Genomic DNA, 24,480 nt, shown 5'->3' on the forward strand with positions numbered 1-24,480 from the left:
GAATGTCGATAAGACGTTATTTGAGCTCTCGCATGGAGATAACCACACCATTGTTATTCTGACCAATGGTGTAAGGACTGATTGATATCTCAACTTCTCGCCCATTTTCAGCTTTGGTCGTTTGATGGACACTTTCACCGCCGTTGTTGACGCTGTTTATGTGTTCGTGCAAACCTTCAAATTCGAACTTGAGTGACAAATCCATAAATGGACGATTCAAATCGAAGTCCATGATATTCATAAAGTTCGTTAATGGACGAGTATAACGACGAATGCGCAAATCAGAATCCAAGAACAACACGGCAAGTTCTGTGGCAGTTAATAAATTCTCTAAGTCATTATTAATATCTGTCAGTTCGACAATTTTTTGTTGATATTCGCTGTTTACCGTATACAACTCTTCGTTTACCGATTGCAATTCTTCGTTGGTTGATTGCAACTCTTCGTTGGCCGCCATGAGTTCTTCATTACTCGACTGTAATTCCTCACTAGTGGTATCCAAATCCTCTAATGCCTCACGATACATACGCTGACATTCAACAAGCGAGCTATCGAGTTCCATAATTCGTTGCTGGGTTTGTTCATCTGGGGTATAAACTACGTCAGCAACTGGCTTGCTACTGACGCTTTCTTCAATAAAGCTGATGGCGATGTATTTTTCGACTTCATCATCTTCGGTAAAGGTATAGCAGTTCAAACCATAGCTTTTAAGCATGCCCTCGGCGTCCTTTTCGCTTAACACACTTTCCATTAATACGCTTTTGTCTTCCCTAATTACTTGGTGTGCAGCAGACAAAACGTGACTGGTTAATTCAGGAATCAAAATATCAGCAACATCTTTAGTGACTTCGCCGGGCTTAAGTTTTGTCGTGAAGATCGACGTATCCCCGTAGCTGTATACCAGTTGTAGTTTGGAATCGATGATAAACGTAGGCGGAATATAACGTTCTTGTAATGACTTTATTCCGATCAAGCGATTGCGCGGCTTAATCGCACGTTTGTTGATGCGTTCGATGTATTGTGGAATGGTTTTTGGTTCATACCCGCCGCGACGGATCCCTTGCGTGGTAATCGATGAAACAGGGATGCGTAAATCTTGGGTTTTTTGGTATACGCGCAGTTTTGAGTCAATGGTGTGGAAATAGTTTGAGAAATTTCCTGGGGATTCAGCGCTACCAAGCACCATGTAGCCATTTTTCTTGAGCGCAAAATGGAAAAATGCGAGCGCTTTTTGTTGTGCTGGGGTCTGTAAATAAATCAATGTATTACGACAGCTAACCAAATCCATGTTCGAGAATGGCGGATCTTGAATGACATTGTGTGTGGCCAATACAACCAGCGAGCGTAGCTCTTTTGTAACTTGGTAATTTCCATCAGAAAGGGTATGGAAGTAGGTGCTTAGGTATCTACTGGGCACCTCATTGGAGATGCCAGTAGGGTAAATTCCGGTCGCTGCGTACGCGACAGCGGACTGATCAATGTCTGAAGCAAAAACCTTGATTTGACGCTCTAAGCCAAGTTCTCGAATTGTACTGTCAAATAACATGGCAATCGTGTAAGCCTCTTCACCGGTGGAGCAACCCGTACACCATACGCGAATAGGGTCCTTCGGAGTACTTTCCATTACTAGAGGTTTAACAACGTCTTCACGTACCTTGTCCCATAACTCTTTGTCACGGAAAAACTGAGTGACACCAATGAGTAGATCTTGTTTAACCAGTTCTATTTCATTTTCGTTTTCTTGTAGGTATTCCCAATACTCTTGCAAAGAAAGTTTATTGTTAATACTCATACGGTGCTCAATACGGCGAGCAACAGTGGACTCTTTGTAAGCTTTAAAGTCCAAGTCCGTTTGTTTTTGGATGAGCTTGAGGATCTGTTCCAAAATGCCTGTATTCTGTGATAAATGGAACTTGAATTTGTCAGTAGTGGTCGCAGTTAATGGATGCGAGATAAAGTTTTTGATGTACTTTGGCATCTCAGTGACTTTTAATACAAAATCCACTGAGCCCGTGTTTATCGCATTTTGTGGCATGCCATTAAATTGTGCTTCTTCAGGATCTTGTGCAATGACCATCGCACCAGCTTCTTTTAATGCCTGAATGCCTCGACAGCCATCTGAACCAGTCCCGGATAAGATAATACCAACCGCTTTATTTTGGGAATCTTCTGCAAGAGTCCTAAAAAACTCATTGATGGGTAAGTTGATGCGATTGTCAGGTGGCAGTTCAGACAAGTAAATCTTACCATCAGTTACTCGCATAAGTTTACCGGCAGGAATCAAATAGACAGTGTCGGCAAGTAACGTTTCACCTTCAGTCGCTTGATGCGTTGGCATGTTCGTATGCTTTTTGAGGAGTTCATCCATCATACTCTTGAAGTCGGGTGACAAATGTTGCACCACAACAAAAGCACAACCCAAATCATCGGGTAATGCATCAAATAAACTTTCTAAAGCCTCGAGACCACCAGCTGAAGCCCCGATAGCGACAATGTGAGAAGGGGTGTTGCCTGAACGAGATTCATCTTGCATCGATATATCCATAATTCATCTTTTCATTTATGTATTTAAAATAGCACACGAGCACAAACCATTCACTATTCAAGAAGTAAATATTCTAATTGTCACAGCGGCATCCTAGTGTTGCGGTATCCTTGTGTTGCAACATCGTGGAGTATTCCAGCAGCGTCGGTTGATCATCGCCAAACAACATGATGGTGTGTCCTTTTAATTATCGTTTAGTATAGTCAAAATGTTTAATATTAGTGGGAATTTTTTGGAGAGTTGTGATCGCCATGGGGACGCTAAAGATAAATGTCGAACCCACACCAACGATCGATGAAACCTTGATTTCACCTCCCATTAATTCTGCGATACTTTTACAAATCGCTAAACCCAAGCCGGTCCCACCAAAGTGGCGAGTGGTTGACTCATCAGCTTGTTTAAAGGGTTCAAAAATCGAATTCAACTTGGCAGCAGGGATGCCAATGCCTGTATCTTTTACACTAAAAGATACATTTTCTGTATCGCCAGAAATACGCAATAAAACGGCGCCTGTTTGAGTAAACTTGATGGCATTTGCCAAAAAGTTATTGAGAACTTGGTTGATCCTGATGGGGTCTGTACTGCGTTTAGGGTTAAAGCCTGGTGAGATTTCAATATCGAGCTTTAATGGTTTTTGTAGTTGTAATTTAAACTTATCAATAGCCTTTTTGCCTAAGTCGGTAATGTCGACAGCGATACTTTCAAGTGCCATTTCATGGGAGTCAATTTTAGATAAGTCGAGAATATCATTAATCAGCGAGAGGAGATCGTTTGACGACTGCATGGCCATTTCGATGAGACTTTGCGAGTCTGCATCCAAATCATAACTTTGTAGGATTTGTAATGCACCCATAATCGTATTCATTGGAGTGCGGATTTCGTGACTCATATTGGCTAAAAAACGGGTGCGAGCATTCGTCGCATCCTGTGCCTTAATCATATTTTCTTGTGCAAGCGTAGCCTGATTGACAATTTCTTGCTGGATTATTTCACTTTCAGTGGTATCTACACAGGTTCCGACGATACGAAAATTTTGTCCAGTTTCATCGATGTAAAACCGAGCATTGATTTTGATAAATGCGATACGGCCGAGTGCCGTCATTATTCTAGAGGTAATCAGGAGGGTGTTATTTTCCAACAATCCTTTACTACCCTGGTTAAAATTATCAATGAATTCCTTGCGATCCTCTGGGTGGATCATATCTACCCATGAACTAAAACCTCGAATATCATGAGCTGAGACGACATCAAAAAGCACAAACATAGAATCATCCCAATACAACTTATCGCTTGCAACATGATAATCCCATGTACCGGTATTGGATGCGTAAAGGGCAAGATTCACGCGTTCACGGAAAAACGCACTTTCCTCTTGTTCTTTTATTTCTAATGTTACATCTTGAGCCGTACCAAATCGTCTGTGGATTACCCCATCGACAAATTCACCGGTCATAGACAGTTTGATTTTTTTTTGTTTATTTTTTGCTGTGCGGATTGTGGTAATCAGTTCAAAGGGTTTTTGAAATCTTTCCAACTGCTTCAAGGCACTAGTGATTTTTTCCATATCATCGGCATTGAAAAAAATCGAGTGTTGTTCGATGACTGGGGAGTAATTCTCAATATCACAGTCAAATACTTGATACATTCCCTGCGACCACAACATCTCACCAGACACATAGTTAAATTCAAAGGAACCCAGTCTTTGTGAATCTTCTATGAACTTATTAAGTTGTGATTGAGGTTGCATTAAATCCATTTGCTTATCTGCTTAATTGTGACTTAATTCATCGACGCTAACCGCACATAATTCAGCAAACGTTTCAAGAAAAAACTCGACTTCAGGCATGTCTTCAGCAAAGTTTTGAATCATTATTGATAAGCGTTGAGCGACATGATCAAACTCGTGATTGCCAAATCGAAGTTCGTCTTTTGCTTTGAGATAAGCTGAGAGTAAATCTGCCGCTTTAACAATTTGCTTGTATTCTGGGTCCACATTATTTTGGATCAATAAAGAATCGAATAACGGTTGTAATTTAGGGGGTAATGTTGCCAGACATTCTTGCTCAGCAAGCGCTTCGAGTTTTTTGAATTCAGCCGTGAGGGCAGGATTATGGTATTTGGTTACGTGGTTGATATCTTGAAGTTTGGTTTCCGAAACCTCATGGTAGAGTGCGGTTGTTGCGACCTTGTCAGGATTAATATTACCGCCGAAATACGTGTTTCGGATGACCGCAAGCAGATGTGCAATCACAGCAACTTGGTGTGAATGCTCTGCGACATTCTCAGACTTTATGCTGTGCATCAATGCCCAACGCTTGATTAATGGCATTCGCAAAATCCAAGCTAAAAAAGCACTTTGCTGCTTCATCATGTTACTTAACCTTGTTGATAAGTAGAAAAGAAACGTTCAAGTCGAGAAAAAGCGGAAGATAAGACATCAGTATGTGGTAAGAACACTAACCTAAAATAGCATCCTTCGTTCAAATTAAAAGCTCGGCCGTGGACTAAAAGCATTTTTTCTTCTTGCAGTAAATCAAAAATCATTTGTTCGTCATTACGTATTCTGAATTTTTCAGCATCGACACGAGCGAATGCATACAAAGCTCCCATTGGTTTAACACAGGTTATACCTTCGATCTGGTTGAGCTTGTCATACGCCATGTTACGCTGTTGCAATAAACGCCCACCATCGTGTACCAGATCATTTATCGATTGGTAACCACCTAAAGCCGTTTGAATGGCATGTTGGCAAGGAACATTGGCACACATACGCATTGAAGATAGCATATTAAGACCATTAATATACTCACGAGCAATTCGCTTATTTCCCGATACCACTAACCAGCCAGCCCGAAAACCGGCAACGCGATAATTCTTTGATAAACCTGAGAAGGTGACCATAAACAAGTCATCTGCTAACGATGCAATACACGTATGCTGCGCCTCGTCATATAAGATTTTGTCATAGATTTCATCACTAAAGATGACCAAGTTATGCTCTCTGGCAATATCGATGATCGATAATAGTAATTCTTTGGAATACACCGCACCGGTCGGGTTGTTTGGATTGATTAACACAATGGCTTTCGTGTTGGCTGTGATTTTCCCGCGAATATCATCCAAATCCGGGAACCAACCCGCTTGCTCATCACAGCGATAATGCACAGGTGTGCCAGATGAAAGACTGACCGCCGCGGTCCATAGAGGATAATCTGGTGCAGGCAACAACACTTCGTCGCCGGTGTCGAGTAAAGCTTGCATTGACATCATAATCATTTCACTGACGCCATTACCAATAAAGACATCCTGAGCCGAAATGCCCATGACAGCCTTTTGTTGATAATATTGCATTACAGCTACTTTGGCAGCGTAAATCCCAGTTGCTTCCGAGTAGCCTTGTGCGGAAGGTAAATTATAGATGACGTCTTTTAAAATATCGTCGGGTGCCTCAAAGCCAAATGGGGCAGGGTTACCGATGTTTAATTTGAGGATACGATGACCTTCTTCTTCCATGATTCTGGCTTTTTCATGAATAGGGCCTCGGATGTCATAACAGACGTTATCCAATTTACTGGATTTGTTTACTAACACAATTATTTCGCTCTTGTTTCTGATACGGAAAGAATACCTTACATCACTTGATTTCACTAGTGTTTTTCATAGACAGTAGAAACTTTTCTAGTGCAGAACGGTCTTAGCTAATAGGAGGTATTATATTACCAATTTATTTGGCAGGTTTGACCTTTGCGCGTTAGCCATTGAATCTGGACCAACGATGAGTTCGTTGAGTTAGCGGGTTCCAGATTAGTTCGCTTAGGGAACAACATCGATTTTCATTAGGATATTATCCAATTTGCCGTTATAATGTTAATTGAATGTAAATTAATAGTTAACAGCTGAGGTTCAGATGTCTAGACATTTTGATGAAATGCCAGAAACGGCGATAAGTAAAAGCGGGATATCTCGTGTTATTCCATGTAAAGAACTCGAGCTGGGCGACCCGATAAAGTGGCTTTCTTTGGCTTTGCAAGATTGGCAAAGAGCCCCCATAATATCACTCTTTTATGGGCTTATTTTTGCATTCATACCTTGGGTGATAACCTATTGGGTGGCAATGACTGGGTGGCACCTTGTGATCCTCCCTGCCATAGTATGCTTTATGCTAATTGGTCCGTTTCTTGCCGCTGGTTTATATGATGTGAGCTGGGAAATCGAAAAGCAACATGAGCCTTCGCTGCGTCATTCGCTCCGCGCAATTCGCCGCAACACAGTGAATGAGTGGGCATTTGGTGTGATGCTCATGATCTTTATGGTATTTTGGCTTCGCGTAGCCTCTCTTATTCATGCCTTATATCCCGCCTACTTAGATCCTAATTTTACTAATCTTTTACCCTTTTTAGTTCTGGGTGTGGGCGTGGGGGCAGTGTTTACCGCCATCGTGTTTTTCATTACCGCATTTACACAACCGATTCTCATGGAACGTCAAGTTGACTTAGCGACGGCGGTATTAACGAGCATCAATGCCGTCTGGTTAAATAAAATGCCGATGTTGATTTGGTCAGGTATTATCTTTTCTGCCGTTGCAATTGGCTTCGTTACAGGGTTCTTAGGCTTCATCTTTCTGATGCCGCTGATTGGTTATGCGTCGTGGCATGCTTACATTGATACGATAGAAACCAAGCGCGAGCGTAATTATGAGTAATTTTATTTAATCGAATTGGTGGGCTTACGCTACGGACTTAAATTGACTTTTGAGTAATCCCCAGCGCGCCCACAAGCTATTGGCATTTTGTTGTCATTCACAAAAGACTAGGCACTGATTTACCACTATCAAACTCAAAATTACATATAACCAATTCAAACTGCTCGTGATAACATTGTTTGGTTATAACGTATCTATCTTAATAATGAACTTATCAAATAACACAACTGATATAACGCATAAGAGAGTCTGACAGGTGAGAAACAAAGCTGTTTTTTTTGACCGTGATGGCATAATCAATATCGATAAAGGGTATGTCAGCGATAGCGATGATTTTGAGTTTGTCGATGGTATTCACGCGTTAATACGCCATATTAATAGCAAAAAGTTACAGTGCATTGTAGTGACAAATCAATCTGGCATCGCCCGAGGAATGTATAGCGTTGAGCAATTTAAGCGCTTAACTCAATGGATGTTGGATACTCTGCTGTCTGATGCAGCCATCATTGATGATGTGTACTTTTGCCCACATCATCCAAGCGCAGGAGACACATCAAATACCCGTAAGTGTATTTGTCGTAAACCACAGCCAGGTATGCTGTTTTTTGCGTCGGTAGAACACGACATTGATTTGACCCAATCCATTATGATTGGTGATAGTGAACGCGATATTGAAGCTGCAATAATCGCCAATCTAAAACAGGCAATCTGGGTAACGAGCACTACAGACCCGGTAGCGCTGGAACGTTTGCATTACACCAAAGAGGCTTATCAAGCCGACACGCAGATTACTATCGTGCCGACTGTATCGAGTATTTTAGCTACCTTGCGAATTGACTGAGGTGTTTCATACTGCGATTGAATATCTGCGTATTTAGCTCTTGGTTAATCAAAGCGCCAGTTTGACTTGAAACGGAATAACTCGCCCCATTACTTTCAATGTATGAGATGGAATCGTCGTTAAAAATGACAACGCGATTATCTTCGGTTGTCACATGCCATGGACGTTGTTCACTTTGTATTGGTTTACCGGTTGAATAAGTATCTGATGCTACATTACAGCCCATACTATTCATCAAAGTTGCGGGTATGTCTTCGTTGAGTACCAAGGCAGAATTCATCGATAATGTGCTATAAGCAACACCAAGCTTTTGAGCATCATTCGATGGGCTCAAAATCAATATATTAACGCTTTCTCGGTCAAGTCCTTGCAATGCAGTGCTAATAGAAAGTGCATCGCTGTATATAATATATACAGCATTACTGAATTCTGTTGTCTCCTTAAGGGAAAAAGATCGAATGTTACGGGTAGCAAGATAGGTGTCGGCTGGGACATCCATATAGACATCTATGCCAAAACCAAATAGCAAATCAAACAATACCGGATTAGTCGTTCGTAAATATTGATGATAGAGGTTAGGTAAACCATAGGTCATTGTTTTGATCTGACTTTCAGGCGATGCACTCGAGCGATAATAGGGCGCCTGATTGAGGCTAAACGGTAGTGAATCGGCCGCTAAATGTTCCGTTGCGAAAAATACTAACCAAGGCTTATCGATAGCAACCGGACAGTAAATGGGTTGAGTGGGGTAATTTAAGGCATCAATGGCGAAGGCAAACTGGATTGACTTGCGTTGGTTGTAATCTTCGATATCCAATAATCCATAACGGGATAAAGTCGTTTTTGCAGTTGCGGGATAAGATAATGGAAACATATTATCCTGCTGTACGATAGGTTGATACAGTTTGGCATCAGCCCAGATATGTAAACCATGTGCACCGATAAAACAAGCCAAAAATATACCAATAACAGACTGCTCAATACGTTGTCGACTGAAACGGTCAATTCGTTGCCAGATAGCATTTGCAATGAGCAACTGAAAGCTCAGCCAAACCACAAACAATAAGCCGAAGAATAAAAGCTGCTCCGTCCCAAAGGTTGCCACTTGTTGTACGGTTTCGTCTACCACCAGCTCGGATTCCTGCCACGATATGTGTAATCCAGTGCGATGGTAGAGTAGTGCATCAAAAGCAAGTATGGCTTGTCCAAGGGCGGCAATGGTTGAACTTAACCCTTTGACTAAACGACTGTTGTTGATCAAATAGCACAAAGGAATAATGGCGATCACGAACCCCATAAAGGTCAAAAAACTAACGTGGCCGAGCCAATTCATCACCAAGTAGATTTGTCCAAGGAGAGATTCTGGTAATGGTTCAGCAAAGATATACATAGAGGCGATGACTAAAGCCACTAGAATATTGTAAAAGGCAAACCAATGTCCCCAACTGACTAAGCGAGAGACGCGCTGACGGCGAGGAGATTCTCCAAGAAGCATATTGAAACTATTCCTTAATCGTGCGAATGAGCACTTCACAAAATTGTGTGGCGAGTTTTTGTCTTACCTTCGCATCGACGCGTTGATTAAAAATGTGTGTGAGGGCATCACCTAAAACCATTAATGCAAGGTCGGTTTTGACGTTGTTTTGTTCAAGTACTGCGAGCACCTGCTCAAGTATTTCATTATATTGAGCGTCATTGTATTGGGATTGAACCGGCATTTTTTTACTCTTTGACACAGAATATGTAGAGAATAATACAAAAAACTCCATCATATAAGGATAAATTTTATATAATGTCTCAAAACTAAAGAGCGAATAACGACATCTATGAGTATTTTGATCCATCATTTTGTAATGCATCAATTACGAGCCAATGAGAAGGGTGCCATGAGCTTAGTTCCAAACGCATCTTGTGTTGCACTAAACCAGGCCACAACTACCTTAGCGCAAGAGATTCAGCAAGTGTTTGCGAGTAAACCCAGCAAGGGTATTGGTTCATTTGTGTTAGCAGAATCGCAAGTCGATGTGGAAGATGATGGAACCCCGCCTGAGGCACTTGTCCCGTTTGTTGAATTATTAAGCAACGCTTTCTCATCAGATGATGCTTTTTTGCACATGTCCACTCAAGCTAGTCAGTCGTTGATTACCACAATGGCACAAGATAATATCGTTGAGACCGGCTTTATTGTCTTCAGTCATTACGAGTTTTTAGCAACGGAATATTTGTTTATAGGCATAATCAATACTAAGCAACATGTGGAAGTGAGTGAAGACTTGGAATTGTTGTATTCGGACCATTTGGATATAGCCAAAATGCAACTTGCGCTGCGCATAGATTTGACGGCTTGGAAAGTCCAACCAGAACAAGAGCGATACATCAGTTTTATTAAAGGTCGTATGGGGCGCAAGGTGTCTGACTTTTTTATGCGTTTCTTACAATGTGAAGAAAAAGTCGATGTCAAACAGCAAAATCAACAGTTATTAACAACAGTTGAAACTTACCTGGCCGAAGAGTCGCTGTCGGTTGATGAAAAAAATACGTCACTAGCTGAAGTCCAAGACTACTACAAAAAGCAAATCAACAGTGGCAATAATATAAAAGTTTCTGACCTTGCCGATGTGCTACCAAAACGTGTAGACGAAAACGAAGTGGCTGATTTTAGTGTCTTTGCTGCGCATCTTGAAACTCCGTTAGAACCTGAGTTTCAGCCAGATGGTGCAGCAGTTCGCAAGCTGGCGCGTTTTTCTGGACAAGGTGGTGGCGTAACGGTTGCCTTTGACCGCAAGTTACTTGGAGATAAGGTACACTATGACCCGGTAACTGATACATTGGTGATCAAAGGAATTCCACCCAATTTGAAAGATCAACTAACTAAAGCGCAAGATTAAGGTAGACCATGCAATTATTTGTGAACGACTTAACGGTGATGGACTTTTCGTACCTGTGCCCAGAGCGAGGAATGGTGGGTGAGAGTTGGATCGTTGATGTCGAGTTAGATGGTGATTTGAACGAAGAAAGTATGATCCAAGATTTTGCTATCGTAAAAAAGCAGCTTAAGTCATTAATCGATCAATATGTTGATCATAAGCTCCTTATTCCAGTTGAGCATGAATTTACCAAGGTTGTTAGAGATTTACCAGACGAGTTAGTCAGGGTGGATTTTGTGCGACCAGAACAAAAATCAATACATTTGACATGTCCTGCAGATGCTTATGCGTTCATTTATGCAAACACCATTACCATGGCATCTGTCGGCGAATATTTGCAAGATATCTTAGCGATTCATCTACCCAATAACGTGGCTGGAATTAATCTGTCGCTGAGAACTGAACACATCCCAACTGCGTTTTATCATTACACGCATGGACTAAAAAAGCACGACGGTAATTGCCAGCGCATCGCCCACGGTCACCGCTCCAAAATCCATATTTATTACAATGATCAGAATCAGCCAGAAGCTGAGGCGCATTGGGCTTCTCGTTGGGCTGACATTTACATTGGCACACGTGAAGATGAAGTAATGTGTGATCAATTGTCGCAATATTACCCAGAGATAAGTGATGTAACCCATGTTGCTTTTCGCTATACCGCGTCGCAAGGTGATTTTGAATTAGCTATCCCACGGAGTGAATGTGAAGTCATTGAGTTAGATACGACGGTTGAATGCCTGGCTCAGTATGTGTTGACTGAAGAGCAAGCTCGAAGTGGTCAAGCCAAGGTCACCGTTATGGCGTTTGAAGGTGTAGGGAAGGGAGCCAAAATCAGCACTTTGAGTTAAAGAGAATAGTCTTTTCAGTCAGGACCCTTGCTCTTATCAGAATGTTTATTCCCTTAAAATAATTGTGGTTTTATTCGCATTTAAATAGAAATCCAAGTATAATCGCTTGCTATATTATTGCTCTGGATTTGCGTTCCAGCCCCGCAAGGAAAAACACATGACACAATATATTGTTTGCGCAATGTACAAATTTGTTGCGCTTGAAAACTTCAAAGAAATGCGTCAGCCACTGCTCGATGTAATGCTACAAAATCACATAAAAGGTACCTTGTTACTCGCATCGGAAGGCATTAACGGTACGATCTCAGGCCCTCGAGAAGGCATCGACGCCTTACTTGCCTATCTCAATAGTGATGCGCGCCTAAACCCGATTTCCTATAAAGAATCATTACACAACGAGCAACCGTTCTATCGCACTAAGGTCAAACTCAAAAAAGAAATTGTGACTTTGGGGGTTGAGGGTATTGACCCGAATCAATCGGTTGGTACCTATGTCAAACCCAAAGACTGGAATGCGTTAATAAGCGATCCTGAAGTATTTGTCGTCGATACTCGTAATGACTATGAAATTGAAATAGGCACGTTTAAACACGCAGTGGATCCAAATACCAAAACATTTCGTGAATTTCCGGAGTATGTCGCCCAAAATATGGATCCAGCAAAGCACAAAAAAGTGGCCATGTTCTGCACTGGAGGCATTCGTTGTGAAAAATCCACTGCCTTTATGAAACAACAGGGTTTCTCTGAGGTGTATCACCTTGAAGGTGGTATTTTGCAATATCTCGAGGATGTGCCTAAGGATGAGAGTCTATGGGAGGGTGACTGCTTCGTGTTTGACAATCGTGTCGCCGTTAATCACGACTTGGAAAAAAGTCATTACGACCAGTGTTATGGCTGTCGCTTACCAATCACGGAAGAAGATAAACAATCACCTCAATATGAAGCGGGCGTAACGTGTCCAAAATGTTTCGGTACACATTCAGAAGACCAACTCGAGCGATTCCGTGAAAGAGAAAAGCAGGTTCAGCTAGCAAAAGAACGCCAAGAGGTCCATATGGGCAGTGAGGCACGTGATGTGACGAAACAACGTCGACTTGCTAAAGCCCAAGCGCAACGCGAAAGACAACTAGCAAAGAATCAACAAGATAACTAATATAGCTAAAATTTAGTACTTTGGGTTAGTTGCTTCAATCTCAATTTACTGTAATATCTTATTAAATTGTATGAAGGAAGTAAGTATGTCGAAAGTTGACCTATCGCCGGAGGAGCTGGCCAGCATTAAGGAAGAATTCAACTTCTTTGATAAAGACAAAAATGGTCTTATCGAGTTACCAGAGTTTATTGAGCTCCTAACTGTGTTAAGCCCTAAAACTAAAGTCAAAGCGGTTGAAGAAGGCTTTTCTCTGATTGATAAGAACCACGATGGATCGATTGACTTTGATGAATTTGTCAAATGGTGGCAGGAAGGCTGGTGGGAGTATTAATCTAACCATTCACACCAAGTGTTTTACTCTTAATCCTCGGCTTCTGGCCGAGGTTTTCGTTTAATAGGGACATGTCCTATATCCGTACCAGAAGTATTATCGACACGTTTTGTGTGTGTTTTGGGTGCTTTTGATGTCGGTTTTTTCTTAAACGTTTTCGTTTGCTCTGTTGAAAGCTTCTTCTTTATGGCTTTTCCTTTGAACTCGCCGGGTAGAGCAGGGTGAGCATGAACTGGTAATTCCTGAGTAATGTGTTTGCTCAATGCGCGATAACTTTGCCAATCACGCGGGCCGACGAAGGATATAGCAGTGCCCTTTTCTCCTGCACGACCAGTTCTGCCGACGCGGTGAACAAATTCCTCAACGTGTTTGGGTAAGTCAAAGTTGATGACTAAATTGACTTTCCGCAAATCTAATCCACGAGCACCCAAGTCAGTACATACCAAAATATCATGTTGCCCATTCCCAAAGGCGTTAATGACATTAGCTCGCTGGTTCTGTAACAAATCACCATGCAAAGCGACACAATTCATCTTAGTTTGTTGGAGCCATGATGAAAGCCTATCTGCATCTGCTTTGGTCGCAACAAACACAATGGCTTGGTTGTACTGGCGTGTTTCTAATTCATGCTTGAGAAGGTCTTGTTTGTGTTCAACATGATCAGCAAAAAATAAAGTCTGGGTGATATCAGCATGCAGTTCATAGCTGGCATCGAGCATAATTTCTTGCGGATTATTAAGAAGACTGTCTAACAAATGTCTAAGTTTTGGATCATCCAAGGTAGCAGAAAATAATAATGTTTGTCGTTTGCGATGGTCTGCTTGTCGATGAATGGCCAGTAACTGTTCGTTAAAGCCCAAATCCAACATGCGATCGGCTTCGTCATAAACTAGAATTTCTAAGCCGTTAAGAAAAAAGCTGCGATCGGATAAGTGATCGGCAATCCTCCCTGGGGTACCGACAAGAATATGGGGATCTTTGCGTAATACTTTGGCTTGGTCGTTATAGTTATCTCCGCCGACAATTAACGCCGTTTTTAAATTCAAAGCACGAGCCATATCTCGTGTGACTTGGAAAACTTGTTTGGCTAGTTCACGAGTAGGTGCCAAAATCATCGCCCGAGGATCGCGTTTAGTCATCGCTTTTTGCGAGATAAGACGAGCAATGATAGGAATGACAAACGCTAAGGTTTTGCCTGAACCGGTTTTAGCACAGCCAAGAATATCTCGTCCATGTGCCGCATAGGGAATAGCTTGACGCTGAATAGGCGTGGTTTCAGTGAATTTTTGGTTTTCAAGTGCCTGAACAATACGATTGTCTAGGCCAAGTTCGGAAAATAACAAAAGCGTGTCTCTGATATAATTAACAAATCTAATTGTATCAAAAACACGCGTACCGACCTAGTTAGAATTGCATTTCTGGCACATGGTCTGGCACAACCAACTCACCGGCAGTTTTTTCTTTGATTTCTTCTACCGTCACACCAGGTGCTCGTTCTAATAAATAGTAAGCTTTATTTTTGACTTCTAACACAGCCAAATCAGTGATGATTTTGGTAATGCAGTTCACGCCAGTCAACGGTAAGGTGCATTCAGCCAGAAGCTTTGAATTACCGTGTTTATCAGCGTGGGTCATAGTGACAATAATGTTCTTAGCACCCGCCACTAAATCCATCGCACCGCCCATGCCTTTGATGAGTTTATTGGGGATCATCCACGAAGCAATATTACCGTTTACATCGACCTCAAAAGCGCCTAATACCGTAATATCGACATGACCACCACGGATCATGGCAAAGCTTTCTGCAGAGCTAAAGATACTGGCACCGGTTACCGCGGTAACGGTTTCTTTGCCGGCATTGATCATGTCCGCATCCACCTGCTCCTCAGTTGGATTAGGCCCCATGCCAAGTAAACCGTTTTCTGATTGGAGCATCACCGATATACCATCAGGAACAAAATTAGCAGCAAGGGTAGGGATCCCAATGCCTAAGTTTACGTAATCACCGTCTTTGAATTCTTGTGCGACACGTGTTGCGATTTGATCTCGAGTTAACGCCATAGTGATTCTCCTTATTTAGCCAAGACGCGACGTTCGATGCGTTTTTCAAATGTGCCTAGAATGACGCGGTCAACGTAAATACCAGGGGTATGGATGTGAGCGGGGTCAAGTTCGCCTGGCTCAACGATTTCTTCGACTTCTACAACTGTAATCTTACCTGCTGTGGCAGCCATTGGATTAAAATTTTGTGCGGTATGACGATAGATACAGTTACCATAGCGGTCTGCTTTCCACGCTTTGACAATTGCAAAATCACCGGTAATGCTTTCTTCGAGTATATAAGGACGTCCGTTAAACTCTTTGACTTCTTTGCCTTCACCGACAGGTGTGCCATAGCCAGTTGCGGTGTAAAACGCAGGAATGCCTGCACCACCTGCGCGCATCTTTTCGGCCAATGTGCCCTGAGGCGTTAATTCAACTTCCAGTTCTCCATTGAGCAGTTGTTGCTCAAATAAGGCGTTTTCGCCTACGTAAGAGGACACCATCTTTTTGACTTGTTTGTCTTCCAACAGAATGCCAAGACCGAAATCATCAACACCACAGTTATTTGAAACAATCGTTAATCCAGAGGTGCCCATTGTTTTGATTTGTGCAATGAGTCCTTCTGGGATCCCACATAACCCAAATCCACCTGCGATTATTGTCATATTGTCGTTTAGCCCCGCCATTGCATCGGCGTAACTTGTTACTACTTTGTCAAAACCAGCCATGTTTGCTCCTTCAAGCTGTAAGGTCATTTACCCTAGTATAAAAAGGTTTAATTATTTGTAAAATTGATTTAATTTATGTATTAATAACTTTTTGTTAATAATGTCGATATTATGCTTTCATTCAAACAACTCCAAGCGTTTATTACCCTTGCGGAGTGCCAGAGTTTTGCCCTTGCCTCGGAAAAACTCTTTGTATCTCAACCTGCATTATCGGCTACGATAAAAAAATGTGAGGAGCTGCTCGGTGGCCAGCTTTTTGAAAGAACCACTCGTCAAGTCACGTTAACCAAAGAAGGTCAGTGGTTTTATCCAAAGGCCTTACAGTACTATCGGGAATATGTCGGGTTGAATCAACACGTCAAAGAAATGTTTGCTAAAGAACAAGGTATGTTGCATTTTGCTTGTATCCCATCTTTTGCTCAGGGCGGTCTTGCTAAACATCTAAAGGCGTTTCTTGAGCTCTATCCCAACATTCATTTGCACATTCAAGATATGGTCGTAGAGCATGCAATTAATGCGGTGTTGACCGAGAAAGTGGAAATCGCCTTCACGTTTGAGCCGGAGACAGTACAAGACATAGTATTTTTGCCTTTGTTTAATGATGGATTCATGGTGGTCACTCCTCCTGAGCATCGTTTTGTAAAGCATACTCAAATCCATCTTAAAGACTTATCCGATGAACCATTTATAGCGATGGATCACCAAGCAAGCCTGCGTGTTTATGTTGATCAAGCCGCAGATTATGCAGGTATAGAGTTGAATCAAATTGCCCAAGCAAGTCAAATCGCAACCATAGGGCATATGATTCAAGCTGGACTAGGAATTTCCATATTGCCCGATTTGGCGCGCCAGCATATGTTGGATTTGGGTTTGAATTGTGTCAGTTTACCCAAGCGTGAGATATCTCGTCAGATGGGGATGGTGCGGTCTAAACACCATGGTTTATCCGTATTAGGCAATGCGTTTTGGCAGTTTATGCAACAACGAGTCACTACCACTTTGTTTTAGTCGCAAATTGGTCGTCCTCATAATGGTGAGTAGCATGAATAATACCCTGATGACAGGTTCTTATGTCGGCATTGACAAAAAGATGTTAAATCAGTTGCTATTTTTTTTTACCCATTATAAATTTATTGAATATCGATATAACCTGCCGTGCACCTATGAAACTACAGCAACTGCGCTACATCGTCGAAGTTCAAAATAACAATCTCAACGTTTCTGCCACAGCCGAGTCTTTATTTACCTCACAACCTGGGATCAGTAAGCAAGTTCGGATGCTTGAAGATGAGTTGGGTGTGCAAATTTTTGGGCGAAGCGGTAAACACCTGACGCATGTCACGGATGCTGGACAAGAAATCATTGATATCGCTCGTAAAATTATGGCGCAGGTCGAAAGTATAAAAGCGGTCTCACGGGAGCATAACTTACCGGATCAAGGCAAACTTAATATTGCGACGACTCACACTCAAGCTCGATATGCTTTACCTCAGGTTATTCAAGGGTTTATGAAACGCTTTCCTAATGTTTCTCTGCACATGCACCAAGGTACACCGTCGCAAATCAGTGATTTAGCCGCCAAAGGTGAGGCAGATTTTGCCATCGCGACTGAAAGTCTGCATTTGTATAACGATTTGTTGATGTTACCTTGCTATCATTGGAACCGTTCCGTAATCGTCAAACACGACCACCCACTCGCTCAAAAAGGCACGATTACGATTGAAGATATTGCTAAGCATCCACTAGTAACTTATGTCTTTGGTTTTACTGGGCGCAGTGAATTAGATCATGCGTTTAACCAAGCTGGTTTAACGCCCAAAATTGTCTTTACGGCAACCGATGCGGATGTCATCAAAACGTATGTGCGATTAGGTGTGGGCATTGGGGTGGTAGCATCAATGGCGATTGACGAAGAAGTGGATACCGATTTGGTGCGCATCGATGCTTCTCATTTATTTGAATACTCAACCACTAAGATTGGCTTTCGTCGAGGCAATTTTTTGCGCGGTTACATGTATGATTTTATTGAGCGTTTTGCTCCACATTTGACCAAAGCCGTGGTGGAAAAAGCCATCCAGCAAAAAAACAATGAAGACGTTGAGCGTATGTTCAAAGACTTAACGCTTCCAGTCAAATAACTTAGCATTCGATGATGTTGACAGCGAGGCCGCCACGGGCAGTTTCTTTGTATTTGTTTTTCATATCTCGGCCAGTCTCACGCATGGTCTTGATCACTTTATCTAATGATACTTTGTGTTGACCATTACCACGCAGCGCTAGGCGTGAAGCATTTATCGCTTTGATGGCGCCCATTGCGTTGCGCTCTATACAAGGGACTTGAACTAAACCACCCACCGGGTCACAGGTTAAACCCAAATTATGTTCCATGCCGATTTCGGCAGCGTTTTCGACAGCCAGTACAGTGCCACCCAAGATTTCGGTTAACGCACCGGCCGCCATGGAACAAGCAACACCGACTTCACCTTGGCAACCCACTTCTGCGCCAGAGATAGAAGCATTTTTCTTATACAAAATACCAATCGCGGCTGCGGTTAACAAAAATCGCATCGCAATTTCATCTGTGACGGGTTCGATAAACTTATCGTAATAGCTCAATACGGCAGGAATGATACCCGCAGCGCCATTCGTTGGCGCCGTGACCACCCGACCGCCAGCCGCATTTTCTTCGTTTACGGCTAAAGCATACAGATTCACCCAGTCCATAGCAGCCATGGGGTCGGCTGTTTTTTCTGTCTTGAGGCGACGATAGAGAGCAGGAGCACGACGTGTGACCTTTAAACCACCAGGTAAAATTCCTTCGTTTTGTATTCCTTGCTCAATACAGGAGCGCATTACTTGCCAGAGATTGGCACACTGTTGTTTGACTTGTTCTTTTGTGCGAATTTGAGCTTCGTTAGCCAGCATTAGACTTGAAATAGTGAGTCCGTTTGCCTGACATTGAGCAATGAGTTGTTCTGCAGTATCAAATGGGTAAACCGGCCGGGTTGTCTGTCGCGCTATGTGATCGGACGCTGAATCGACAAAATCTTTGTCGTTGATAATGAAGCCGCCACCGATACTGTAATACGTTTCGCTTTTGATTAACCGATCTTTATTATAGGCATTGATGGTCATTGCGTTGGAATGTCGCGGTAATGTTTTGTGACGATGAAATATCATCGCGCCAGAGTTTGGAAATGCGATGCGATGTTGTTGCATGAGGCTCAGATGTTGAGTGGCTGCAACATCTTCTAAAATACGCTTGACCATCTCAACTTCAATTTGCTCAGGTTGGTATCCTGACAAGCCTAAAATAATCGCTTTACCCGTACCATGGCCGATACCGGTTTGTCCTAATGAACCATATAACTCAGTGTGAATATGGGTAACTTCTTTTAGTTTGTCTTCAAGCGATTGAGCAAAATCATATGCTGCTCGCATTGGGCCCACGGTATGCGAACTTGACGGGCCAATACCAATACTGAACATATCAAAAACACTGATCATGAAAATACTTCCTGATAACTCTATGAATTATCATGAGACAAATTAATACATTTAACAATTGATTAAATTTTATTTTATATATAAAAATTATTTATCAATATCTTAGGGGAGATACGTAGCAGAGCATAGGTTCATTAGCATCCCCGCGGTGGCTCCCCAGATATAGGTATTTTGCCATGGCAGGAAGTAAACTGGGTACTTTGCGCCGTTACGCGTAACAAAATGTGAGAGGTAATTATTCGGGTTTAATAAGTATTCTAATGGGACATAGAAAGATTCACTGACTTCATTACGGTCAATCGTTATGTTGGGTACAGTGTCGAGAATGGCTACATAGGGTGTAACACTGAAACCTGAAATTGTAGGGTATTGTGATAAGGAGCCGACAATATTTTGCTCAGCAACAGCAAAGCCAACTTCTTCATGAGTTTCTCTAATTGCGGTATGCATTAAACTCGGATCAGAACCTTCGTACTTTCCACCAGGAAAACTGATTTGGCCTCCGTGGTGTTTAAGATGTACTGAGCGACGTGTGAATAAAGCGTGAAGTGTCGGTTTTGCTTGGTCCTTGGATGACGTATCAGGTGGAAATAATAAAACAAGGTTGATCATCACTGCAGCTTGCCTGGTAACTGGCAAATCGGGAAAGTCTCGCTGTGGTAAGAGGGTTGTCGGTGATTGAAACCGTGCAATAAATTCAGCGGGCTGCACCTGGTGATTGTTCCTTCAATAGCGGCAGTATTTTACTGACCTTAGCGTGTAATTCAGCATACTCAGCTTGGGCATTTGAATCAAGTACAATCCCTCCACCAGCCCAACAATAAATTTGCCCGTTTTCGCATAATAAGGTGCGTATGGCAATGTTGCTGTCCATGTCGTTTTTGATTCCCACGTAGCCAATACTGCCACAGTAAATGTGACGTGCGGTATCTTCTAATTCATGAATGACTTCCATTGCACGGACTTTGGGTGCACCAGTGATTGAGCCACCAGGAAAAGCACCTGAAAATAGTTGCCAAGGATGAACATTATCTTGTAGTTGTCCTTCAATCGTACTTACTAAATGGTGTACGGCAGGGTAGGATTCTAATGCAAACAACTTTGGTACTTTGACACTGTGCGGTTCACAGTGTTTGGATAAATCGTTGCGCAAGAGATCGACAATCATGAGATTTTCGGCGCGGTCTTTCTCCGAATCAAGCAGCGATTTAGCCGATGCTTGATCTTCTATCGGATCGACAAAGCGTGGCATAGTGCCTTTAATCGGCTTGGTATTGACTTGGTTATCTTTAATTTGGATAAAGCGTTCAGGAGAAATGGATAAAATAGCCCCTTGTTCAGTGCGAATAAAACTCGAAAACGGTGCTTGGTTATACTGACTTAACAAACAATATGCCGCGTATTCATCGCCACTGTAATGAGCAGTAAAGCGCATGGCAAAATTCACTTGATAACAATCACCACTCAAAATGTATTCGTGGATCGCATTGATGCTGTGTACGTATTGTTCTTGCGTTTTGTCGGCCTTCCAATCACTGGTGAGTGTGAATTCAGACTGATCACGTGTCACATCACCCACTTTGGGTGCCTCTAGTGGAACACGACTGAGATAACAATGGTAGTAACACTGTTCCGTACGATCATAAATAATTGATTGAGTGAAGACCCCCGCAATCATATCTGGAGTTTGATAACGATTCTTAGGCGCGGGGAGTGTTTCTAGAAATGCATTGAGCTCGTAACCAAAACTGCCAGCAATACCAACGACAAAAGGTAATTTTTGATATATCGGCAGTATTTTGCTGGGGATTTCAATGTCTGTTTCTGCAAAATAATGTGTTTGCAGGCTGGTAAGACTTTCAAACAAAGACGTTTGCAGTGTAAATGTACTGTCTTGTGCTTTGATAAGCTGAAAATGTAATTGTTGCTCGTGTGCTGTGAGCACTGCCTCTGGCGCAAATAATATCAGATCAAAGCCTGCACTAGGATGTTGCGCACTATCAAACAGCATATGAAAAGGCTGATGTGCAAACTGAGCAAACACTTGCTGTGGGGTGAGGTGATTCAGCTGGGGTAATGGCTCAATAAATAAGGTGCGTTTCATATCACTCTTTTAATAATAGTCAAATTAGTTATTAGCTGTTTAGGTTAGAGCCTAGGCCAAAGTTGTAGCTTTTTGGCTTGGTAACTGTGTTAACAAAATAGTATTATAACCTAATACATTCCAATTTAAATCTTAACATTGAGGTTACAATGACGGTCATTCGCCAAGCAGATTTTATTGAAAGCATCGCTGATTCGTTGCAGTTTATTTCTTACTACCACCCATTAGATTATATCAAAGCTGTCGAGGACGCTTACCATCGCGAAGAAAGCCAAGCAGCTAAAGACGCTATGGCGCAAATTTTAATCAATTCTCGTATGTCAGCAGAAGGCAAACGTCCTATTTGTCAAGACACAGGTATTGTGACCTGCTTCGTCAAAATTGGTATGGAAGTACAGTGGGACAAACACGATATGACTGTTCAACAAATGGTCGATGAAGGTACTCGCCGAGCTTACAACAATCAAGATAATCCTCTACGTGCTTCAATAGTGGCAGATCCCGCTGGAAAACGCATCAATACCAAAGATAACTCACCAGCCGTAGTTCACATCGATATGGTGCCAGGTAATCAGGTAGAAGTCATGATTGCGGCGAAAGGTGGCGGTTCAGAGAATAAATCTAAGATGGTGATGTTGAATCCATCTGATGATATTGCTGAGTGGGTCGCTAAAACAGTCCCTACAATGGGCGCAGGTTGGTGTCCTCCGGGGATGTTGGGGCTAGGCATTGGCGGAACGGCTGAAAAAGCGGCAGTACTTGCTAAAGAGAGCTTAATGGATCCCGTTGATATTCATGAGTTAATTGAGCGAGGCCCGGAAACGACTGAAGAAAAACTTCGAGTTGAAATCTTTAAGCGCGTTAATGCATTAGGCATCGGGGCGCAAGGCTTAGGCGGTTTGACTACGGTCGTCGACATCAAAGTCAAATCTGTGCCAACACATGCTGCCTCTAAACCCGTGGTTATGATCCCAAATTGTGCGGCTACTCGTCATGCGCATTTTCACTTAGATGGTTCAGGTCCAGCTGAACTTAAGGCGCCAAAGTTAGAAGACTGGCCAGAAGTGACTTGGGAAGTAGGTGAAAACACCCGTCGCGTTAATTTAGATGAGTTGACTCCAGAAGCCATTCAAGAATGGAAGGTCGGTGAAACGTTATTACTCAATGGTAAAATGCTTACCGGACGTGATGCCGCTCATAAACGTATCCAAACGATGTTTGATAATGGTGAAGGCTTACCCGACGGTGTAGATTTAACCAACAAGTTTATTTACTACGTGGGTCCGGTAGATGCCGTGGGTGACGAAGTAGTCGGCCCCGCAGGCCCGACCACGGCAACACGAATGGACAAGTTTACTGACATGATGCTTGAGAAGACAGGTTTACTCGGTATGATTGGTAAAGCTGAGCGCGGTCCAGCAACGGTTGAGAGCATTGCCAAACACAAATCAGCTTATTTAATGGCCGTTGGCGGCGCAGCATATCTAGTATCAAAGGCCATCAAAAAAGCGCGTGTGGTAGCGTTTGAAGATTTGGGTATGGAAGCCATTTACGAGTTCGAAGTAGAAGATATGCCAGTCACGGTTGCCGTAGATTCTGAAGGGCAAAATGCACATGCGATCGGACCAGATATTTGGAAAGTGAAAATCGCTGAAAAAAGCTAATTTTAATATACAAATAAAAACGCACTGAATGATGGATGTTCAGTGCGTTTTTTTTAAGTTCAATTTGAGTGTAATCTTAGACTTTTGCCTAATACTAAATTGACAACTATCAACTATAGTTAATTATGACAATGGTAGATAGTATGAGGCACGTTATGTGGCCGTTATCTTGTGACGGTAGTCTCAATCTCGTACTATCTGCCACCAAATCATGTCTCACACACAACTATATTCTATATCGTCTATCAGAGTATACTTTATTGTGTTAAGTAGAATGATATTTACCGATTACAAAAAAATTATTTTGTATAAAAAACTCTACAGTTACGTCAAAACTAATAGATGCTTGGATTTATGCACCTATACGAGTTTTATAAATTCTGGGTTAAGAATGATTTTCTTTTGTTTGTATAGTGCGCCAATGGCTTTTTTGTAACTGCCTTTACTGACATGAAAAGCGTGTTGGATTTCTTCAGGGCTACTTTTATCCGTGATAGTCAACAGCCCATTATGTGCCTCGAGCGCATCCAAAATTTGTTCTTCTAGAGATTTTCGCGCGCCGGGTGTGTGAAGCTGTAAACATACATCGATTTTACCATCTTCTCGAACCTGCTTAATAAAGCCCTGACATTCGTCACCAATCCGTTTGCTGCCTAATGCATCTACTTTGAATAATAATCCCAAATGAGTGTCATTAATGATGACTTTGTAGCCTAAATCGGAAGCAGCAAATATGTGCAAAACGACACTTTGACCTTGGGCAAATTCACCTGTTTTGTCTAGTTCAGGTAGGTAATGTGATAGCTTCGTACTACCCAAAATACGATCTGTATTGTCCTCATAAAATACGTAGACATAGAGCATGTCTCCAATGTTCACAGCTTGCTGTAAATGTCGCTCTGGGATCAGTAAATCCTCGTGCTCATCCATAGCTAAAAATACACCAAACTCAGTGATGTGTTTTACGGGTTGTCGGATGATGGTTCCGACAAGAGGGGTAAATGGGTGGCTCATACATTATGCTTATGGTCTAGATTTATATAATCGTTTATATTACCTGAAATGATTTATAAATGGGAATCTC

Annotated in this window: 22 protein-coding genes; 9 read left to right on the forward strand and 13 right to left on the reverse strand. The window is 42.2% G+C overall.

The annotated features are described in order from the left end of the window. Nucleotides 1-16: 16 nt before the first annotated feature. The 4 genes from NLG07_RS08195 to NLG07_RS08210 all read right to left on the reverse strand — a co-directional run bounded on the left by NLG07_RS08195 (nt 17) and on the right by NLG07_RS08210 (nt 6,139). Nucleotides 17-2,533 (reverse strand): chemotaxis protein CheB, encoded by a 2,517-nt coding sequence (locus NLG07_RS08195; RefSeq protein WP_254854982.1) that lies wholly within the window; start codon nt 2,531-2,533, stop codon nt 17-19. A 199-nt stretch (nt 2,534-2,732) separates the two neighbouring features. Further along, on the reverse strand, nt 2,733-4,292 hold the full coding sequence (locus tag NLG07_RS08200) for a hybrid sensor histidine kinase/response regulator (RefSeq protein WP_254854983.1): 1,560 nt from the start codon (nt 4,290-4,292) through the stop codon (nt 2,733-2,735). A 21-nt stretch (nt 4,293-4,313) separates the two neighbouring features. Further along, a complete protein-coding gene (gene yfbR / locus NLG07_RS08205) occupies nt 4,314-4,916 on the reverse strand; it encodes a 5'-deoxynucleotidase (protein ID WP_254854984.1) in 603 nt (200 codons plus the stop codon). A gap of 5 nt (nt 4,917-4,921) precedes the next feature. Then, the gene (locus tag NLG07_RS08210) at nt 4,922-6,139 is read right to left on the reverse strand and encodes a pyridoxal phosphate-dependent aminotransferase (protein WP_254856840.1); all 1,218 of its coding nucleotides are present in this window, start codon (nt 6,137-6,139) and stop codon (nt 4,922-4,924) included. Between the two features lie 313 nt (nt 6,140-6,452). On the opposite strand from NLG07_RS08210, the gene NLG07_RS08215 reads away from it, so the two are divergent. Both NLG07_RS08215 and NLG07_RS08220 read left to right on the forward strand, forming a co-directional pair. Next, nucleotides 6,453-7,247 carry a DUF2189 domain-containing protein gene (locus NLG07_RS08215; RefSeq protein WP_254854985.1) on the forward strand — a complete coding sequence of 265 codons (795 nt, stop codon included), beginning with the start codon at nt 6,453-6,455 and terminating at the stop codon, nt 7,245-7,247. A gap of 256 nt (nt 7,248-7,503) precedes the next feature. Continuing rightward, complete coding sequence (locus NLG07_RS08220; RefSeq protein ID WP_254854986.1) at nt 7,504-8,088, forward strand: D-glycero-beta-D-manno-heptose 1,7-bisphosphate 7-phosphatase; 585 nt, start codon at nt 7,504-7,506, stop codon at nt 8,086-8,088. Here the strand turns inward: NLG07_RS08220 and NLG07_RS08225 are convergent. Continuing rightward, nucleotides 8,069-9,583 (reverse strand): DUF3413 domain-containing protein, encoded by a 1,515-nt coding sequence (locus tag NLG07_RS08225; RefSeq protein WP_254854987.1) that lies wholly within the window; start codon nt 9,581-9,583, stop codon nt 8,069-8,071. The two genes, NLG07_RS08220 and NLG07_RS08225, sit on opposite strands and share 20 nt — an antisense overlap. A gap of 7 nt (nt 9,584-9,590) precedes the next feature. Further along, complete coding sequence (locus tag NLG07_RS08230) at nt 9,591-9,806, reverse strand: DUF1414 domain-containing protein (RefSeq protein ID WP_254854988.1); 216 nt, start codon at nt 9,804-9,806, stop codon at nt 9,591-9,593. Nucleotides 9,807-9,914: 108 nt separating this feature from the next. Here NLG07_RS08230 and yejK point away from each other — a divergent pair, with 108 nt between their 5' ends. The 4 genes from yejK (at nt 9,915) to NLG07_RS08250 (ending at nt 13,350) form a co-directional block, all read left to right on the forward strand. Beyond that, nucleotides 9,915-10,976, forward strand: a complete 1,062-nt coding sequence (gene yejK / locus NLG07_RS08235; RefSeq protein WP_254854989.1) for a nucleoid-associated protein YejK — start codon at nt 9,915-9,917, stop codon at nt 10,974-10,976. An 8-nt stretch (nt 10,977-10,984) separates the two neighbouring features. After that, the gene (locus NLG07_RS08240) at nt 10,985-11,866 is read left to right on the forward strand and encodes a 6-carboxytetrahydropterin synthase (protein WP_254854990.1); all 882 of its coding nucleotides are present in this window, start codon (nt 10,985-10,987) and stop codon (nt 11,864-11,866) included. A 157-nt stretch (nt 11,867-12,023) separates the two neighbouring features. Continuing rightward, nucleotides 12,024-13,019: a rhodanese-related sulfurtransferase gene (locus NLG07_RS08245; RefSeq protein ID WP_254854991.1), complete on the forward strand. Its 996-nt coding sequence runs from the start codon at nt 12,024-12,026 to the stop codon at nt 13,017-13,019. A gap of 85 nt (nt 13,020-13,104) precedes the next feature. Beyond that, the gene (locus NLG07_RS08250) at nt 13,105-13,350 is read left to right on the forward strand and encodes an EF-hand domain-containing protein (RefSeq protein ID WP_254854992.1); all 246 of its coding nucleotides are present in this window, start codon (nt 13,105-13,107) and stop codon (nt 13,348-13,350) included. Between the two features lie 29 nt (nt 13,351-13,379). Here NLG07_RS08250 and NLG07_RS08255 read toward each other — a convergent pair whose 3' ends face one another. The 3 genes from NLG07_RS08255 to NLG07_RS08265 all read right to left on the reverse strand — a co-directional run bounded on the left by NLG07_RS08255 (nt 13,380) and on the right by NLG07_RS08265 (nt 16,121). After that, entirely contained in the window at nt 13,380-14,693 is a 1,314-nt protein-coding gene (locus tag NLG07_RS08255) for a DEAD/DEAH box helicase (protein WP_254854993.1), read from the reverse strand. A 61-nt stretch (nt 14,694-14,754) separates the two neighbouring features. After that, entirely contained in the window at nt 14,755-15,411 is a 657-nt protein-coding gene (locus NLG07_RS08260) for a CoA transferase subunit B (protein WP_254854994.1), read from the reverse strand. Between the two features lie 11 nt (nt 15,412-15,422). Then, nucleotides 15,423-16,121, reverse strand: a complete 699-nt coding sequence (locus NLG07_RS08265) for a CoA transferase subunit A (protein WP_254854995.1) — start codon at nt 16,119-16,121, stop codon at nt 15,423-15,425. A gap of 111 nt (nt 16,122-16,232) precedes the next feature. Between NLG07_RS08265 and NLG07_RS08270 the strand changes: the two genes are divergently transcribed. After that, nucleotides 16,233-17,129: a LysR family transcriptional regulator gene (locus NLG07_RS08270; RefSeq protein WP_254854996.1), complete on the forward strand. Its 897-nt coding sequence runs from the start codon at nt 16,233-16,235 to the stop codon at nt 17,127-17,129. 155 nt (nt 17,130-17,284) lie between these two features. Then, a complete protein-coding gene (gene cysB, locus NLG07_RS08275; RefSeq protein ID WP_254854997.1) occupies nt 17,285-18,259 on the forward strand; it encodes an HTH-type transcriptional regulator CysB in 975 nt (324 codons plus the stop codon). 1 nt (nt 18,260) lies between these two features. Here the strand turns inward: cysB and NLG07_RS08280 are convergent, their stop codons facing one another. From NLG07_RS08280 to pabB, 3 genes are all read right to left on the reverse strand, one after another. Continuing rightward, nucleotides 18,261-19,628 carry an L-serine ammonia-lyase gene (locus tag NLG07_RS08280; RefSeq protein WP_254854998.1) on the reverse strand — a complete coding sequence of 456 codons (1,368 nt, stop codon included), beginning with the start codon at nt 19,626-19,628 and terminating at the stop codon, nt 18,261-18,263. A gap of 102 nt (nt 19,629-19,730) precedes the next feature. Beyond that, complete coding sequence (locus NLG07_RS08285) at nt 19,731-20,339, reverse strand: CoA pyrophosphatase (RefSeq protein ID WP_254854999.1); 609 nt, start codon at nt 20,337-20,339, stop codon at nt 19,731-19,733. Next, a complete protein-coding gene (gene pabB, locus NLG07_RS08290) occupies nt 20,326-21,732 on the reverse strand; it encodes an aminodeoxychorismate synthase component I (protein ID WP_254855000.1) in 1,407 nt (468 codons plus the stop codon). The genes NLG07_RS08285 and pabB overlap by 14 nt, the downstream gene beginning before the upstream one ends. 149 nt (nt 21,733-21,881) lie before the next feature. Here pabB and NLG07_RS08295 point away from each other — a divergent pair, with 149 nt between their 5' ends. Continuing rightward, nucleotides 21,882-23,396, forward strand: coding sequence for a fumarate hydratase (locus NLG07_RS08295; RefSeq protein WP_254855001.1), 1,515 nt, complete (start codon nt 21,882-21,884; stop codon nt 23,394-23,396). A gap of 360 nt (nt 23,397-23,756) precedes the next feature. Here the strand turns inward: NLG07_RS08295 and NLG07_RS08300 are convergent, their stop codons facing one another. Beyond that, complete coding sequence (locus tag NLG07_RS08300) at nt 23,757-24,410, reverse strand: S1-like domain-containing RNA-binding protein (RefSeq protein WP_254855002.1); 654 nt, start codon at nt 24,408-24,410, stop codon at nt 23,757-23,759. Nucleotides 24,411-24,480: the final 70 nt, after the last annotated feature.

The sequence above is a fragment of the Alteromonas sp. LMIT006 genome, assembly GCF_024300645.1.
GTDB classification, from domain to species: domain Bacteria; phylum Pseudomonadota; class Gammaproteobacteria; order Enterobacterales; family Alteromonadaceae; genus Opacimonas; species Opacimonas immobilis.

What these genes read in the sequence shown, in the direction of transcription:
- NLG07_RS08195 (WP_254854982.1), bottom strand. Translation starts at nt 2,533, where the DNA reads ATGCAAGATGAATCTCGTTCAGGCAACACCCCTTCTCACATTGTCGCT.
- NLG07_RS08250 (WP_254854992.1), top strand. Translation starts at nt 13,105, where the DNA reads ATGTCGAAAGTTGACCTATCGCCGGAGGAGCTGGCCAGCATTAAGGAA.
- NLG07_RS08240 (WP_254854990.1), top strand. Translation starts at nt 10,985, where the DNA reads ATGCAATTATTTGTGAACGACTTAACGGTGATGGACTTTTCGTACCTG.
- NLG07_RS08230 (WP_254854988.1), bottom strand. Translation starts at nt 9,806, where the DNA reads ATGCCGGTTCAATCCCAATACAATGACGCTCAATATAATGAAATACTT.
- NLG07_RS08260 (WP_254854994.1), bottom strand. Translation starts at nt 15,411, where the DNA reads ATGGCGTTAACTCGAGATCAAATCGCAACACGTGTCGCACAAGAATTC.
- NLG07_RS08265 (WP_254854995.1), bottom strand. Translation starts at nt 16,121, where the DNA reads ATGGCTGGTTTTGACAAAGTAGTAACAAGTTACGCCGATGCAATGGCG.
- yfbR (WP_254854984.1), bottom strand. Translation starts at nt 4,916, where the DNA reads ATGATGAAGCAGCAAAGTGCTTTTTTAGCTTGGATTTTGCGAATGCCA.
- cysB (WP_254854997.1), top strand. Translation starts at nt 17,285, where the DNA reads ATGAAACTACAGCAACTGCGCTACATCGTCGAAGTTCAAAATAACAAT.
- pabB (WP_254855000.1), bottom strand. Translation starts at nt 21,732, where the DNA reads ATGAAACGCACCTTATTTATTGAGCCATTACCCCAGCTGAATCACCTC.
- NLG07_RS08200 (WP_254854983.1), bottom strand. Translation starts at nt 4,292, where the DNA reads ATGCAACCTCAATCACAACTTAATAAGTTCATAGAAGATTCACAAAGA.
- NLG07_RS08245 (WP_254854991.1), top strand. Translation starts at nt 12,024, where the DNA reads ATGACACAATATATTGTTTGCGCAATGTACAAATTTGTTGCGCTTGAA.
- NLG07_RS08300 (WP_254855002.1), bottom strand. Translation starts at nt 24,410, where the DNA reads ATGAGCCACCCATTTACCCCTCTTGTCGGAACCATCATCCGACAACCC.
- NLG07_RS08270 (WP_254854996.1), top strand. Translation starts at nt 16,233, where the DNA reads ATGCTTTCATTCAAACAACTCCAAGCGTTTATTACCCTTGCGGAGTGC.
- NLG07_RS08280 (WP_254854998.1), bottom strand. Translation starts at nt 19,628, where the DNA reads ATGATCAGTGTTTTTGATATGTTCAGTATTGGTATTGGCCCGTCAAGT.
- NLG07_RS08295 (WP_254855001.1), top strand. Translation starts at nt 21,882, where the DNA reads ATGACGGTCATTCGCCAAGCAGATTTTATTGAAAGCATCGCTGATTCG.
- NLG07_RS08215 (WP_254854985.1), top strand. Translation starts at nt 6,453, where the DNA reads ATGTCTAGACATTTTGATGAAATGCCAGAAACGGCGATAAGTAAAAGC.
- NLG07_RS08225 (WP_254854987.1), bottom strand. Translation starts at nt 9,583, where the DNA reads ATGCTTCTTGGAGAATCTCCTCGCCGTCAGCGCGTCTCTCGCTTAGTC.
- yejK (WP_254854989.1), top strand. Translation starts at nt 9,915, where the DNA reads ATGAGTATTTTGATCCATCATTTTGTAATGCATCAATTACGAGCCAAT.